16 protein-coding genes are annotated in these 14,434 nt (G+C 67.4%); 9 read left to right on the top strand and 7 right to left on the bottom strand.

All coding sequences use genetic code 11. The annotated features are described in order from the left end of the window. The first annotated feature begins 52 nt into the window (after positions 1 to 52). Positions 53 to 448, top strand: coding sequence for a hypothetical protein (locus RCP37_RS09800; RefSeq protein WP_308486661.1), 396 nt, complete (start codon positions 53 to 55; stop codon positions 446 to 448). 19 nt (positions 449 to 467) lie between these two features. Here RCP37_RS09800 and RCP37_RS09795 read toward each other — a convergent pair whose 3' ends face one another. From RCP37_RS09795 to fabG, 5 genes are read right to left on the bottom strand one after another with little or no spacing between them, the layout of a single operon-like run. Beyond that, complete coding sequence (locus tag RCP37_RS09795) at positions 468 to 1,031, bottom strand: hypothetical protein (protein ID WP_308486660.1); 564 nt, start codon at positions 1,029 to 1,031, stop codon at positions 468 to 470. Positions 1,032 to 1,045: 14 nt separating this feature from the next. Continuing rightward, on the bottom strand, positions 1,046 to 1,768 hold the full coding sequence (locus RCP37_RS09790) for a GntR family transcriptional regulator (protein WP_308486659.1): 723 nt from the start codon (positions 1,766 to 1,768) through the stop codon (positions 1,046 to 1,048). 6 nt (positions 1,769 to 1,774) lie between these two features. After that, positions 1,775 to 2,968 carry an acyl-CoA dehydrogenase family protein gene (locus tag RCP37_RS09785; RefSeq protein WP_308486658.1) on the bottom strand — a complete coding sequence of 398 codons (1,194 nt, stop codon included), beginning with the start codon at positions 2,966 to 2,968 and terminating at the stop codon, positions 1,775 to 1,777. After that, entirely contained in the window at positions 2,969 to 4,186 is a 1,218-nt protein-coding gene (locus tag RCP37_RS09780; RefSeq protein ID WP_308486657.1) for an acetyl-CoA C-acetyltransferase, read from the bottom strand. After that, positions 4,183 to 4,977 (bottom strand): 3-oxoacyl-ACP reductase FabG, encoded by a 795-nt coding sequence (fabG, locus tag RCP37_RS09775; RefSeq protein ID WP_308486656.1) that lies wholly within the window; start codon positions 4,975 to 4,977, stop codon positions 4,183 to 4,185. The genes RCP37_RS09780 and fabG overlap by 4 nt, the downstream gene beginning before the upstream one ends. 37 nt (positions 4,978 to 5,014) lie before the next feature. Here fabG and RCP37_RS09770 point away from each other — a divergent pair, with 37 nt between their 5' ends. Both RCP37_RS09770 and RCP37_RS09765 read left to right on the top strand, forming a co-directional pair. After that, a complete protein-coding gene (locus tag RCP37_RS09770; RefSeq protein WP_308486655.1) occupies positions 5,015 to 6,193 on the top strand; it encodes an acyl-CoA dehydrogenase family protein in 1,179 nt (392 codons plus the stop codon). 327 nt (positions 6,194 to 6,520) lie between these two features. Next, positions 6,521 to 7,168 (top strand): peptidoglycan endopeptidase, encoded by a 648-nt coding sequence (locus RCP37_RS09765; protein WP_308486654.1) that lies wholly within the window; start codon positions 6,521 to 6,523, stop codon positions 7,166 to 7,168. On the opposite strand, the gene RCP37_RS09760 is transcribed toward RCP37_RS09765, so the two are convergent. Beyond that, the gene (locus RCP37_RS09760) at positions 7,165 to 7,746 is read right to left on the bottom strand and encodes an SAM-dependent methyltransferase (RefSeq protein WP_308486653.1); all 582 of its coding nucleotides are present in this window, start codon (positions 7,744 to 7,746) and stop codon (positions 7,165 to 7,167) included. The two genes, RCP37_RS09765 and RCP37_RS09760, sit on opposite strands and share 4 nt — an antisense overlap. Positions 7,747 to 7,768: 22 nt before the next feature. Between RCP37_RS09760 and RCP37_RS09755 the strand changes: the two genes are divergently transcribed. Together RCP37_RS09755 and RCP37_RS09750 are read left to right on the top strand one after the other, a co-directional pair. After that, a complete protein-coding gene (locus RCP37_RS09755; protein WP_308486652.1) occupies positions 7,769 to 8,347 on the top strand; it encodes a diacylglycerol-binding protein in 579 nt (192 codons plus the stop codon). Between the two features lie 21 nt (positions 8,348 to 8,368). Further along, on the top strand, positions 8,369 to 10,024 hold the full coding sequence (locus RCP37_RS09750; RefSeq protein ID WP_308486651.1) for a recombinase RecB: 1,656 nt from the start codon (positions 8,369 to 8,371) through the stop codon (positions 10,022 to 10,024). A 13-nt stretch (positions 10,025 to 10,037) separates the two neighbouring features. Here RCP37_RS09750 and RCP37_RS09745 read toward each other — a convergent pair whose 3' ends face one another. Then, positions 10,038 to 10,427 (bottom strand): hypothetical protein, encoded by a 390-nt coding sequence (locus RCP37_RS09745; RefSeq protein WP_308486650.1) that lies wholly within the window; start codon positions 10,425 to 10,427, stop codon positions 10,038 to 10,040. 122 nt (positions 10,428 to 10,549) lie between these two features. Between RCP37_RS09745 and RCP37_RS09740 the strand changes: the two genes are divergently transcribed. From RCP37_RS09740 to RCP37_RS09725, 4 genes are all read left to right on the top strand, one after another. Next, the gene (locus RCP37_RS09740; RefSeq protein ID WP_308486649.1) at positions 10,550 to 10,861 is read left to right on the top strand and encodes a DUF732 domain-containing protein; all 312 of its coding nucleotides are present in this window, start codon (positions 10,550 to 10,552) and stop codon (positions 10,859 to 10,861) included. A 51-nt stretch (positions 10,862 to 10,912) separates the two neighbouring features. Beyond that, positions 10,913 to 11,932 carry a DNA topoisomerase IB gene (locus RCP37_RS09735; protein WP_308486648.1) on the top strand — a complete coding sequence of 340 codons (1,020 nt, stop codon included), beginning with the start codon at positions 10,913 to 10,915 and terminating at the stop codon, positions 11,930 to 11,932. Positions 11,933 to 12,030: 98 nt separating this feature from the next. Next, a complete protein-coding gene (locus RCP37_RS09730) occupies positions 12,031 to 13,722 on the top strand; it encodes an NAD-dependent malic enzyme (RefSeq protein WP_308486647.1) in 1,692 nt (563 codons plus the stop codon). Beyond that, on the top strand, positions 13,707 to 14,426 hold the full coding sequence (locus RCP37_RS09725; RefSeq protein ID WP_373693174.1) for a VldE C-terminal domain-containing protein: 720 nt from the start codon (positions 13,707 to 13,709) through the stop codon (positions 14,424 to 14,426). Before RCP37_RS09730 ends, RCP37_RS09725 begins: the two co-directional genes overlap by 16 nt. Positions 14,427 to 14,434 lie beyond the last annotated feature (8 nt).

Below are 14,434 nucleotides of genomic sequence, written 5' to 3'. Positions count from 1 at the left end.
CCACCCCGGCGTCGTAGGGTGACATGAGGCAACTGAACAACGGGGAGAATCCATGCGCAATCGCGGTATCGGAAAGTCAGTCCTGTCGGTGGTGGCGGTGGGGCTCGCCGTGGGTGCGGTGGCCACCGCCTGCGCCGGCTGCGACAGTGATTCCGAGGAAGACACCTACGGCGAAGTCACCCAGGCCCCCGCAGCGCCGATCGCGCCGACCGCACCTGCCGACAGCGAGGCCGGCGAGTCCGAAACCGGCCCGACCGCGCTGCCGGATGCCCCGCTCACCAGCGCTGCTCCGGTTGTCGAGCCCACCGCAAAACAGGCTCCGGCGGCTTCGGCAGTGCCGCGGGCCCCGTCTGCGCCCGCCGTCCCGGCGATCCCCGCGATTCCGGCGATCCCCGCGATTCCGGCCATCCCGGCGATTCCGGCTATCCCCGCGATCCCCTACCCGTAGGGATCGCACCGGCGAGCGGTCAGATCCCGGTCCAGGCGGAGTCCAGCTGCTCGGCCACATCGATGATCTGCGCCCGCTGGGATTGCGGACTGTCGATCTCGGCTGCCACATAGCTGGCGATGAACCGCCGGATCTCCCCGTCGACGCCGGCGAAGATCCGCAGCAGCTCGCCGCGGATGGACGTCGACGACACCTCGACGGTGATGTCGGAGGACCGCGGTTTGGGCACATCGATGATCAGCAGCAGCGGCTCGGCGGCTCGCGCGGTGGCGTGCAGGGCGATGTCGCCGGCCACGGTGAACCGTTGTTTGTCCAGACGCAGATCGATGAGCAGGTCGATCTCCAGCGGAATGTGGATCGCGAACGTCAGCAGATCCCCCAAACCGCGTGCCACCCGCGGCTCTTGGACCCGCACCTTTGCGCTGACCTTGGCGATGCCGCCCGGTCCCTGCCGCATCGTGGGCATCTCGAACTCGTCGCCGGCGATGACGGCGAACGCAGCTGCCACTCGTTCCTCGGTGACCGCGACCTCGAAGAACTTGCGCCCGAACTCTTCGTAAGTCAGGTAAGTGTGGTTCTGCATAGGTTGATACGGTCTCACGTCCCCGTCGCCGACGAGCGCTGATCTGGCTGCGCCACGCGGTCGTCTTCGCACTCCACCACACCGCGATCGGTCAGATGCTCGACGAGCGGCACCACGCCGGCCGCCAGGTGTTCGGCCATCGCGGTGCGCGCCAGCGTCTGATCGTGTGCCGCCAGCGCGGCGAGCACTCGCCGGTGATCGGCCATGGACCGTTCCGGCCACCCGGCGATGCCCGGGAAAACCGCCTCGGGCGCATACCGTGTTATCTGCGACATCATTTGGGCCAGCTTGGGTGAGGCGGCAGCCACATTGATGGCCCGGTGGAAATCGTGGTTGAGCCGCACGGTCCGCTCTTCATCGTCTCCGGCGTAGGCCTGCTCCAGCCGAGACTGAATCTCATTGAGCTCACTCAACTGCTCCTCGGTGATACCGGCCGCGGCCCGCGCCGCCAGCTCCCCGCCCACGAACGCCTGAACCTCGGCGACGTCGGCCAGGTCACGCTTGGTCACCGGCAACACGACGAACCCGCGATGCGGCTGCTGGTCGAGCAGGCCTTCAGCGCGCAGCTCGAACAGCGCCTCCCGCACCGGGGTGACGCTGATGCCCAATTCCGTTGCCAGCTGGTCCAATCGGACGTACTCCCCCGCGGCGTAGCCGCCGTCGAAGATCCGCTGCCGTACGAAGCGTGCGACGGCTTCCGACAACTGCGGCCGGGTACTGAAGTCGGGGGCAGACATGGTGTGTCAGATGCGGTAGTCGGCCAGCAGGCGCTTGCTGATGATCTGCTTCTGGATCTCGCTGGTGCCCTCGCCGATCAGCAGGAACGGCGCGTCGCGCATCAGGCGCTCGATCTCGTATTCCTTCGAGTAGCCGTACCCGCCGTGAATCCGGAAGCTCTGCTGGGTGACCTCGTTGCAGTACTCGCTGGCCAGGTATTTCGCCATGCCTGCGGCGACGTCATTGCGTTCGCCGGAATCCTTCAGTCGCGCCGCGTTGACGACCATCAGGTGTGCGGCCTCGACCTTGGTCGCCATCTCGGCCAGCCCGAACGCGACGGCCTGGTGCTCGGCGATCGGCTTGCCGAAGGTGTTGCGCTGCTGGGCGTATCGGGCCGCAAGCTCGAATGCGCGGATGCCCACCCCGCAGGCGCGTGCCGCGACATTGACCCGGCCGACCTCGATGCCGTCCATCATCTGGTAGAAACCGCGGCCGGTGGTGCCGCCCAGGATGTCGGCGGAACTGGCCCGATAGTCGTCGAAGATCATCTCGGTGGTGTCGATGCCCTTGTATCCGAGCTTGTCGAGCTTTCCGGGGATGGTCAGGCCCGGGACCACTTCACCGAATCCGGTGGGCTTCTCGACCAGGAACGCGGTCATGTTGCGGTGTGGGGTGTCGGCCCCCTCGTCGGTGTGGACCAGCACCGCCACCAAGCTCGACGTGGCACCGTTGGTCAGCCACATCTTCTGTCCGTTGATGAGGTAGTCGCCGTCGCCGGTGGGTGTGGCCCGGGTACGGATGGCGGCGACGTCGGAGCCGAGCTCGGGTTCGGACATCGAAAACGCCCCGCGCACATCACCGGTCGCCATCGCCGGCAGGTAGCGCTGCTTCTGCTCGTCGGTGCCGTGCTGGCGCAGCATGTAGGCGACGATGAAGTGGGTGTTGATCACCCCGGAGACGCTCATCCAGCCGCGCGCGAGCTCCTCGACGCACAGCGCGTAGGTCAGCAGGGACTCGCCCAGCCCGCCGTAGGCCTCCGGAATCATCAGGCCGAACAAGCCCAAATCCCGCATGCCATCGACGATCTGTTGCGGGTAGGCGTCGGCGCGTTCGAATTCGGCGGCGTGCGGAATCACCTCTTTGTCGACGAACGCCCGTACCGCCGCGATGATCTCGGTCTGGCTCTCGGTCAGCCCCAACGTCTGGCACAGCTTGGCCATTTACGCCACCCTCTCGAACACGGCGGCCAAGCCCTGGCCGCCTCCGATGCACATGGTTTCCAGTCCATAGCGCTGCTGGCGGCGGTGCAGCTCACGCGCCAGCGTCGCCAGCATCCGGCCGCCGGTCGCGCCCACCGGATGCCCCAGCGAGATCCCCGAACCGTGCACGTTGGTCCGGTCGCGGTCGGCGGCACCGAATCGCCACTCGGCCATGACCGCGAGCGCCTGAGCGGCGAACGCCTCGTTGAGCTCGATCAGGTCGATGTCGGCGAGCGTGAGACCGGCCTTGGCCAGGGCGACATCGGTGGCCGGCACCGGGCCGATGCCCATGACGTTCGGCTTGACCCCGGCCAGACCCCAGGAGACCAGCCGTACCAGCGGGGTCAGTCCCAGCTGCTCGGCCTTGGCCGGAGTGGTCACCACACACATCGAGGCCGCGTCGTTCTGACCGCTGGAGTTGCCGGCGGTGACGGTGGCGTCTGGATCGGTTTTGCCCAGAACCGCTTTGAGCTTGGCCAGCGACTCCACCGAGGTGTCGGCGCGGGGATGCTCGTCGGTGTCGATCCGCTGCTCGCCGGCGCGGGAGCGCACCGTGACACCGATGATCTCGTCGGCGAGCACGCCGCTGCGCTGGGCCGCCACCGCGCGCTGATGCGAGGTGACCGCGAGTTCGTCCTGCTCGGCGCGGGAGATCTGGTACTGGCGGCGCAGGTTCTCCGCGGTCTCCAACATGCCGCCGGGCACCGGGTGGTACTGCCCACCCGCGGTGGTCCGGCCGCGCGCCAGTCCGTCGTGCACCCGTACGCCCTCGCGGGCCGCGCCCCAGCGCATGTCGGTGGAGTAGAACGCCACGTTGCTCATGCTCTCCGCACCGCCGGCGATCACCACCTCATGCGCGCCGCTGCCGACCTGCAGGCAGGCCTGGATCACCGCCTGCAGTCCAGATCCGCACCGCCGATCGACCTGCATACCGGGAACCGTCACCGGCAGGCCGGAATCCAGGGCGACCACCCGCCCGATCGCCGGTGCCTCACTACTGGGATAACAGTGCCCCAGCACCACGTCATCGATGGCGTCGGCGGGCAGGCCGGTGCGCTCCAGCAGTCCGGTGAGCGCCGCGACGCCGAGCTCGACGGCGGTCAGCGACTTGAACATCCCGCCGTAGCGCCCGATCGGGGTACGAACCGGTTCGCAGATCACCGCCTCGCGCAGAGTCATAGGTGGCGACCGCCGGTCACCTCGAGCACCGTGCCCGTCATATAAGAGGACAAGTCGGATGCGAGGAACAGTGCGACGGTCGCGACCTCGTCGGGTTCGCCGGCTCGGCCCATCGGCACCTCGGCGACCTTCGAATCCCAGATCCGCTGCGGCATGGCCTCGGTCATCGCCGAGCGGATCAGCCCCGGCTGGATCGCGTTGACGCGGACACCGAGGTAGGCCAGCTCCTTGCTGGCGGCCTTGGTCATGCCGACAATGCCGGCCTTGGCGGCCGAATAGTTGGTCTGCCCGACCATGCCGACCTTGCCCGATATAGAGGACATGTTCACGATCGCACCGCGCTTGCGCTCCCGCATGATCGCCGCGGCCGCGCGCAGACCGTTCCAGGTGCCCTTGAGGTGCACCGCGATCACCTGATCGAAATCGTCTTCGGTCATCTTGCGCATGGTGGCGTCGCGGGTGATGCCGGCGTTGTTCACCATGATGTCCAGGCCGCCGAACCGCTCGACGGCCAGCGCCACCAGCGCCTCGACGTCGGCGGCGTCGGTGACGTCGGTGCGTGCCGCCACCGCGACATCGGCGCCGAGGCGCTGCGCGGCGGCCTCGGTCGCCTCCAGGTTCAGATCGCCCAGCACCACCCGGGCGCCCTCGGCGACGAAGCGTTGCGCGATCGCGAAGCCCAGCCCCTGCGCTCCACCGGTGATCACCGCCGTCTGCCCGTTAAGTAATGCCACGCCGAAACCGTCCTCTACATGTCGTGCCCACCCGTGGTCCGACACATCATATTTCATATATGATTTGTCGGCCAGTGCCGAAAGGGGCCGTGCCATGACGACCGCATCCGTTGACGACGACGTCTTCGCCGAAATCCTGTCCCAGACCCGCCGGTTTGTCCGGACGATGGTCGTCCCGCGCGAACAGGAGATCCTCGACACCGATCAGGTGCCCGACGACCTTCGGCAAGCCGCCAAGGATCTGGGCCTGTTCGGCTACGCGATCCCCCAGGAATGGGGCGGGCTGGGCCTGAATCTGGCCCAGGACGTCGAACTGGCCATGGAACTGGGCTACACCTGCCCGTCGGTCCGGTCGATGTTCGGCACCAACAACGGCATCGCCGGCCAGGTGCTGGTGGGGTTCGGCACCGATGAACAGAAGCAGCGTTGGCTCGAGCCCATCGCCTCCGGTGCGGTCGCGTCCTTCGCCCTCACCGAGCCCGGAGCGGGCTCCAATCCGGCGGGATTGCGCACCAAGGCCGTCCGTGAGGGCTCGGGAGCGGACGAGACCTGGGTGCTCGACGGCCAGAAACGGTTCATCACCAATGCCCCGCTGGCCGATCTGTTTGTGGTGTTCGCCCGCACTCGGCCCGCCGACGAGCGCGGCGCCGGTATTGCGGTGTTCCTGGTACCGGCCGATACCGCCGGAGTCGAAGTCGGCGCCAAGGACGCCAAGATGGGCCAGGAGGGCGCCTGGACGGCCGATGTCAGTTTCTCCGGCGTGCGGCTGCCCGCCGCCGCCCTGGTCGGGGGCAGTGAGGACATCGGCTACCGGGCGGCGATGACGTCGCTGGCCCGCGGCCGCATTCATATTGCGGCGCTGGCGGTGGGAGCCGCGCAGCGCGCACTGGATGAATCGGTGAACTATGCGGCCACCGCCACCCAGGGCGGCAGCATCATCGGCGACTTCCAGCTGGTGCAGGCGATGCTCGCCGATCAGCAGACCGGGGTGCTGGCCGGCCAGGCGCTGGTCCGCGACGCCGCCCGCAAGTGGGTCAGTAACGAAGATCGGCGGATCGCGCCGTCGGTGGCGAAGGTCTTCTGCACCGAGATGGCCGGCAAGGTCGCCGACCTGGCGGTGCAGATCCACGGCGGCAGCGGATACATCCGTGGCGTGCCGGTGGAGCGCATCTACCGCGACGTACGGCTGCTGCGGCTCTACGAAGGCACCAGTGAGATCCAGCGGCTGATCATCGGGTCGAATCTGATCAAGAACGCGAAGCGTTCACTGTAAGCAGCATCACTTTCTGCCCGGAGAACGACATGCCGCCCGCGTCGATATTTTCGCCGATACCGTGGGTAATGGATAACCTGGGACGCACCCATTGATCAGGCAATTTCATACTAATAATGCGAATTTGTGACCTTTGGGACCTCGCTCAACAAACACATACGAGCCATCTACCAGCACTTACGGAAATTAACGCTCGTGCTTGCCGCATTTTCCCGGATCTACCTGGCGTTTTCCGTTGCGGCGTTATGTTTGACAACATGAATGCTAAACGTGATGGGCACCACAGATTTTGGTAAGTCCAGTTATCCATGGTTAATGTGCTCGGTCATGTTTGGTCTAGAAGCTCTGATGGCGCTCATCCAGCAGGTTTCGGGCACCCCGTACATCGTTGGTGGGAACACTCCCGCAGGTACGGATTGCTCGGGTTTGGCCTCGTGGGTGTCCAACGTCGCCAGCGGCCGGCCGGCCTTCAGCGGCCGGTTCCACACCGCCAACGAGGAGTCGGCGCTGCTGGCCCGCGGCTTCAAGTACGGCACCGCGCCCAACGCTGTGGTGGTGGGCTGGAACAGCCACCACACCGCGGTGACCCTGCCCGACGGCACACCGGTGGCCAGCGGTGAGCCCGGCGGCGTGCGGATCGGCGGCGGCGGCGCCTACCAGCCGCAGTTCACCCACCACATGTACCTGCCCATGGACGAGGCACCGGCCCCGGAAGCGCCGGTGGAGTTTGCCGCCATGGTGGAGCCGGCCCCCGAGCCCGCCCCCGAGCCGATGGCCGAGCCCATGGGCTTCGAACTGCCCGCACCACCCATGGAGGCTCCGCCGTTCGAGGTCCCGCCGATCGAAGCCCCCATGGAGCCGCCGATCGATATGCCGCCCGGCGAGGCACCGCCGATGGATGCCCTGCCGCTCGATGAGTCCCCGGCCGAGCCCGGCCCCGAGCCCAGCGACCGCGAGGCGCCGGCTCCGGCCTAGTCTCGTCCGTCCGCGTGCGCTGACGGCGCCGTCGGGCGTCGCGCCAACAGCCACGCCAATCCGTCCGCTTCCCCCTCGGCGATCAACTCCAGGCCGGCGAACGCCGCGCGCAGCTCCCCGGGTGCGGCCCGAAACCGTCCTGCGGTGCTGCCGACCTGACTCAACGCGCTGATCGCCAGCAGTCCGCCCGGAGCCAGCCGCTGCAGCATCGGCGCGTCGAGCCGACTGTCGCGGAACCGGGCGCAGTAAATGACATCGGCCGGCGGCCCGTCCGGCAGGCCGTCGTCGAGGTCGACGACGTCGAATCGGCACCGGTTGCCGACGCCGCTGCGCAGGGCGAACGCCCGCGCCTGCTCGACGACGACCGGCGAGATGTCCAACCCGGTCACCTGCAGGCCCCGCTGGGCCAGCCAGATCGCCGCGGCACCCTGGCCGCAGGCGACGTCGAGCGCGTGGCCGGCGACCGGGAACGCGTCCGCGAAGGGCACAAACACCGCAGCGGGAGCGATCGTGTCCGGTGCCGGCACGTAGCGGCCCGCGTATTTCGCATCCCAGCGGGTGCGGTCCTCGGCGCTCATCGGAATGGACGATACTGCGGGGGTGAAATTACGCCCCCCGATCGCGTTGTTGCTGTTCGTTTTGGGTGGAGCGGCCGGTCTGATCGGCGACCACTCGCACGTGGTCACCGGGACCACCGAGTACCTGTCCCCGTCGCAGGCCGTGCCGTTCATCTGGAGCAGTCCGCTCTACTTCCCGATCCTGGTCGGATCCGCCACCGTTTTCCTGGCGGAGTTACGACTACATCTCCCCTCGCCGCGTACCGCGGTCACGGTGCGTCAGGGGGTGGCTGGTCTGGCCGCGGTGCTGGGCAGCTACGTCGTCACCGCGATGCTGCATGCCTCGCCGGTGGTTCCCCTCACGACGCTGATCTGCGCGTTCGCTGCGATCACTTTCTGCGCCTTGGGAGATCGTCCGGCGATTGTCTGCGGCGTGCTGATCGCGGCCGTCGGCCCGGTGGCCGAGATCGGGATCGCCGCGATCGGCCACTTCCGCTATACCCCCGGCTCGGACGGGTTGTTCGGGGTGGCGCCGTGGCTGGTGCCGCTGTACTTCGCATTCGGAGTGGTCGCGGCGCTGATCGGTGAGATCGCGGCCGGCGTCACGCGGCCGGTGACATAGGGCCTCCCGGGGAGGGACGCGATGGCACCGGTCACGCTCGGCGGCTACCCGGCAAAACGGTGTGCTCGCGTCACCCACAACGAGTTCGCTCCCGGCACTCCGGAGCCGGCGCCGCCGCGTCCGGACTTGGAGGCGCTGCGCAGTGCCGGAATCGAATTCGAGGAACATATCCTCACCGAACTCCGGTCGCGCTACGCAGACTCCGAGCGCCTGCTGCTGCTCGACGCCGAGGTCAGTTGGACCGAACGCCAGCGACGCACCGTGGCCGCGATGACTGCCGGTGTCGAGGTGATTGCCGGCGGGAGCCTGCCGGATGTCAACGGCCGCAGGGGCCTTCCTGACATGCTGGTCAGACACCAGGACGGCTACCTGCCCGTCGACATCAAGAACCACCGCACGCTGGCCTCCGCGAAACGCGCGGAGGTGGAGATCTCGACGCTGTCGCAACCCGATCTTCGGTCGACCTATCCGGGCCACAGTGACCACGGTGCGCGTTGGCGCGACGATGTCATGCAGCTGGCGCACTACACCCGGATGTTGCAGGAGCTGGGTTTTCACTGCGGGCTGAACCGCGGCGGCGTTATCGGCAGCTCCGACCTCACTGCCCTACTCGGCGAGAGTCTCGGCATCACCTGGTATGACCTCGATACCGAGAACATCGTCACGTATTCGGCCAGCGATCCATCGCATCGCCGACCGCGCTCGGCTCTGCAGCGCTACGACCATGAGTTCGCCTTCCGTATCGACGTCGCGCGGGCCGCGGCCGCCGGACGAGAACTGGTGCGGCCCTATCGCATCGCCGACTGTGGCACGTGCGCCTGGTTCGACCACTGCACCACGGTGGCCGGCGACGACGATGCGTCGTTCGCGATCGAGACCGGCCACCTCACGATCCGGGAGTGGCAGTATCTGTATCAACACTGCGGCGATGGCGCGGCGTTGAGCGTTGCGCAGTTGGCGGCTGTCGATGTGGACGCGCACCTCGAAGCATTCCGCATCCAGTCCGTCGGCACCAAAATGCCGCAGGACCGGCTGTCCAACGCGGTCCGACGAGCCCGGATGAGCTGCACCGGAATTGATTTCGAGGCATACGAAACCGGTTCAACGACTGTTCCCACCGCCGACATCGAGGTCGACTTCGACATCGAGTGGGACGGTCAGGGCCGGATCTATCAGTGGGGCCTGCGTATTCGCGACGGCCAGGACGACTCGACTGCCCGCTACCAACCCGTGGTCTCATTCGACCCGCTCGACGAGGCCGCCGAAGCCGAACTGGCCGCCGAGTTCGCCTCTCGGATGCAGCAATTACACGGCCACGCCGCCCAGGCGGGCAAGTCGCTGCAGGTCTTCCATTGGCATCATCCCGAGATCAGCAGCACCCGCAGGTTCACCGAGGTGGAGCAGGCACTCGACGGCCTCACCTATGACCTGCGGAAGTGGTTCGACGCGACGTTTTTCGCCCGCACCTCGTCGTCGATCAAACAGATTGCCGGCTTCTTCGGCTTCCGCTGGGAGGTCGACGATCCGGGGGGCCTGGCCTCCCAGGGTGCGGTCGAAGCCGCCCGGGGCAACGGCCCGCAGGCCGACGCCGCCCAGCAGTGGTGTCTGAGCTACAACGAATGTGATGTGGCGGCGCAGGCCGCGATCCGCGACGGGGTGCGCGCGTACCGCCGCTGAGCCGGGTTCAGGCCTAGCTCTTCACCGTCGGGCAGATATTGCTGCGGGCCGACTCGACCACCTCACCGGCGGTGGGCTTGGCGATCTGCAGGTAAACCGAGACCTGGTCGACGATGAGGCTGGTCGGATGCTTCGGGAACTCCAGGCACGCGGTCCGTCCGGCGGCCAGCCGGCGGGCTTCGGTACCGGGCGGGAATTTCCCGCGGATGGCGTTGAGGTAGGCCATCTCAGCGGGACTCGGGTACGTCGACTGCTGCTGGGTGCACAGCAGGATGTCGGGACTGTTGCCGCAATAGTCCGGATCACGCGGATTGAGCGGATTGGCATGAGCGGATGACGTAGCACCGATCAGCCCGGCCAAAAGACCTGCGGCCAGGGCCGCCGCGAGTGCGGTTGATTTCACGTCCAGCGCCTTTCTCCTCGCCGCTGACGCTAGCAGCAATCCGAAACCGTTCGGGCGGACTTGCCGGGTCTGGCCGGCACCGGCGGAGCCGATTGCGCCGCTGCCGCCGTAGCATTGCCGGTATGAGTTGGGCAGCCCGGTTCACCGGACCCTTGGCGATCACCGGTGCGGCGATGGGAGCTCTGGTCGGGGCAGCGCCCGCGCACGCCGACGACGCCAGCTTCATGAAATACCTCAACTCCCACGGCTACACCGCGCGCTACGGGAATGACGAGCCGATCTCGGAGTCCAGCGTGCGCGCCCTCGGGCACATGATCTGCGAGAACCTGCGGGTGGGCCGAACCGTCGAAATGCAACTGCCGCATTACCCCGCGTGGCCGCAGTTTGGCTTGATCGCCGAGGCGGCCCGCCAGGAGTTGTGCCCGGGCGCCTAGCCCCTGCCGGCGCGACGTGTCGGGCGGTCCCGATGCGGGTAATTCGGTGCCGTGAGACTGCGCAGAAGCAACACCGCGGGCCCGGGGCTTCGCCGAATCGGTCGGGGCCGCGGCTTTTCCTACACCGATGGGAGCCAGCCGGTCGACGACCCGCAGGTCCTCGCCCGGATCAAGACGCTGGCCATCCCACCGGCATGGCGAAAGGTGTGGATCTGCCCCTATCCCAATGGGCACATCCAGGCCGTCGGGGAAGACGCTGCCGGGCGTCGTCAATACCTGTATCACCCGCAATGGGAGGCCGAACGTTCCGAGGAGAAGTACGACCGGGTCCTGACCTTGGCCAAGTTGCTGCCGGACTGGCGCGCCGAGGTGCTCGCCGACCTGCGCGGTCGCGGCCTGAAACGCGATCGAGTGCTCGCCGTCGCTCAGCAGCTCATCGATCGGGGCTATTTCCGGGCCGGCGGCGAGGAGTACACCCAGGAAAACGGCAGCTTCGGGCTGGCCACCTTGTTGCGTGATCACGTCACGATGCGCAACGGCTGCGTGGACTTCGACTATCCGGCCAAAAGCGGCGTACGGCGGACGGTTTCGGTCGACGATCCGCTGGTGGTCCGTGCGGTGCGAGCCCTGTTGCGCGCGCCGACCGACCTGCCCCGGCTGTTGGTGTACCGCATCTCCGACGGCTGGTGCGAAGTGCGCGCCGATGACCTCAACGAGCGGTTCCGGGAGCTGACCGATGAGCAGTTCAGCGTCAAGGACCTGCGAACCTGGCATGGCACCGTGCTGGCAGCCGAAAGCTTCGCCGCAGCACACGAGCCGACCTCCAAAACAGTGCGCCGTCGCGAGGTCGCTGCGGCAATGCGCCACGTCGCCGAGGAACTGGGCAATACCCCGGCGGTCGCCCGCAGCTCCTACGTCGACCCGCGCGTGGTGGAGGCCTATGAGCAGGGCATCACCATCCGCTCGGCGCTGGACCGGGCACAGCGCCGTCGCAAGGAGGCGGCGCCCCGACTCGCGGCGGAAGCCGCCACCGCTCGAATGATCAGGCGAATCGACCGAGCGGGACGTTAGCGCCCGGACTCGGCCGACGGCCGGTGCGGGGCGCCGAAGCGTTCTATTGTGCGACGGAAGGGCAGCAGCGGTTTCGTCGGCGGAGTCGGGGTGATGCGGTGACAGCTCAGGGGTGGCAACGCCGCGGCCAGGCTCTGCTGTTCGATCCACTGACCACAAAGGGCACCGCCTTCAGCCAAGACGAGCGCCGCGAGTTCGGACTGCTGGGTCTGCTGCCGGTCGCGGTGAAAACCATCGCCGACCAAGTCGCCCACACCTATGCCGAGTTCTCCACGCGGCATGACGATCTGGACAAGCACATCTATCTGCGGGCGCTGCAGGACCGCAACGAGACGTTGTTCTACCGGCTGCTGAGCGAACATATCGAGGAGATGCTGCCGATCGTCTACACGCCGACGGTCGGCGACGCATGCCGGCGATTCAGCGAGATCTACCGGCGCCCGCGCGGGTTGTTCGTCTCCTACCCGGACCGCGATCGGCTGCGCGAGGCGCTGCGTAACCGGCCAGAACAACAGGTCGACGTCATCGTCGTCACCGACGGACAGCGCATCCTGGGCCTGGGCGACCAGGGTATCGGCGGCATGGGCATCCCGATCGGAAAGCTCTCGCTGTACACCCTGATCGGCGGGATCGATCCGGCCCGCACGCTGCCGATCATCCTCGACGTCGGCACCGACAATGTCGACCTGCTGCACGATCCGCAGTATCTCGGCTGGCGCCACCGCCGGATCAGCGACAAGGACTACTACTCCTTTGTCGACGACTTCGTGAACGTCGTGCATGAGGAACTGCCCGACGTGCTGCTGCAGTGGGAAGACTTCGCCACCACGCATGCACTGCCGCTGTTGACGCGGTACCGGGATCGGCTGCTGACGTTCAACGACGACATTCAGGGCACGGCGGCCGTGGCTCTTGGTGCGCTGCATGGCGCTGTCCGCGCTGCCGGGCGGCCGCTGACCGAGCAGCAGGTGGTGATGCTCGGCGCCGGTTCGGCCGGTATCGGCGTGCTGGAGATGATCCGCCAGCAGATGGTCGCCGAGGGACTCTCCGAAACCGAAGCTGCCGAACGGATTTGGGCCATCGACATCAACGGTTTGCTGACCGATGACCGTGAGGACCTCTCGGACAGCCAGCGCCGTTTCGTTCAATCCGCAGCTCGGGTGGCCGGCTGGGGTGGTCGAGGCCTGGCCGATGTGGTGCACCACGTCGATGTGGGCATCCTGCTGGGCCTGTCGACGGTAGCCGGTGCTTTCACCGAGGAAATCGTCCGAGAGCTGGCGGCCAAGACGGATCGTCCGATCATTTTTCCGCTGTCCAACCCCACCAGCCGGGCCGAAGCGCACCCGGCGGAGCTCGACGAATGGACCGATGGGCGCGCGCTGATCGCCACGGGCTCGCCCTTCGCCCCGATCCGACGCGGCGAGCGCACCCGCCCCATCACGCAGTGCAACAACGTCTACATCTTCCCGGCGATCGGGCTTGCGGTCACCGCGGCGCGCGCGTCGCGTGTCACCGACGCGATGATGCGGGCCGCTGCCGCGACGCTGGGCGATGCCTCCCCCGCCCTGGTCGACGCCGACCAACCGCTGCTGCCCGCGTTCGCGGATCTGCCTGAGATCACCACCCGTATCGCTACCGCGGTGGCCATCCAGGCGGTACGGGACGGCGTCGCCCCGGCCGCCTCCGATGAGGCGATTGCCGAAGCGGTCCGGCGGTCTCGCTGGACGCCGGACTATCGCACTCGGTGGCCACGCGAAACCACCGGTCCAGCGCTATCCAAGCTCAAGTAACTAAAGTGCTCTGCGTGGACGGACGAAAGATTGCCAGGTTCTGCGGTCGCAGCCTGGCCATTCTGACGTCGCTGGCGGTCTCGGCCGCCCTCATCTACGCCCAGAGCAGCCACGACGCGGAGCCCAAACCCACCGAGACCGCGGCGGCGGCGCCACCGGCCCCGTCGAACCCAGCCCAGCCACCCGCCGGAGGGATGCGCATCGCCAACCCCGCCGAGGCCGCGGCGCTGGCGGCGAGCGTGCCGATGCCCACCGAAGGCCAGCAATTCACCTTCCCGCTGCCCCCCGGGGTGGCGCCGGAGAACGGGCTCCAGGTCAAGACCATCTGGGCGGCCCGCACCATCGGCGTGTTGTTTCAAGAGGTCAAGAACATATACGGGTATCGCCAGGACCCGTTGAAGTGGCATCCCGACGGGTTGGCCATCGACGTGATGATCCCGGACTACCACAGCGAGGCAGGCATCCTGCTCGGCGACCAGATCGCCGGCTACGCCCTGGCCAACGCCCAACGGTGGGGGGTCAACCACGTGATCTGGCGGCAGAAGATCTACCCGGGCGTCGGCGGCGGCAACTGGACCTCGGATTACGGCAACGAGACCGCCAACCACTACGACCACGTCCACATCGCCACCGATGGCGGCGGCTACCCCACCGGGCAGGAGACCTACTACATCTCCTCGATGACGCCGGCGCACACGGATTGAGCGATGGC

This window comes from Mycolicibacter sp. MU0102 (assembly GCF_963378105.1).
In the GTDB taxonomy this organism is placed as follows: Bacteria; Actinomycetota; Actinomycetes; order Mycobacteriales; family Mycobacteriaceae; genus Mycobacterium; species Mycobacterium holstebronense.
Note: the sequence above shows the minus strand (reverse complement) of the source record. Positions and strands in the feature narration are given on the sequence as shown.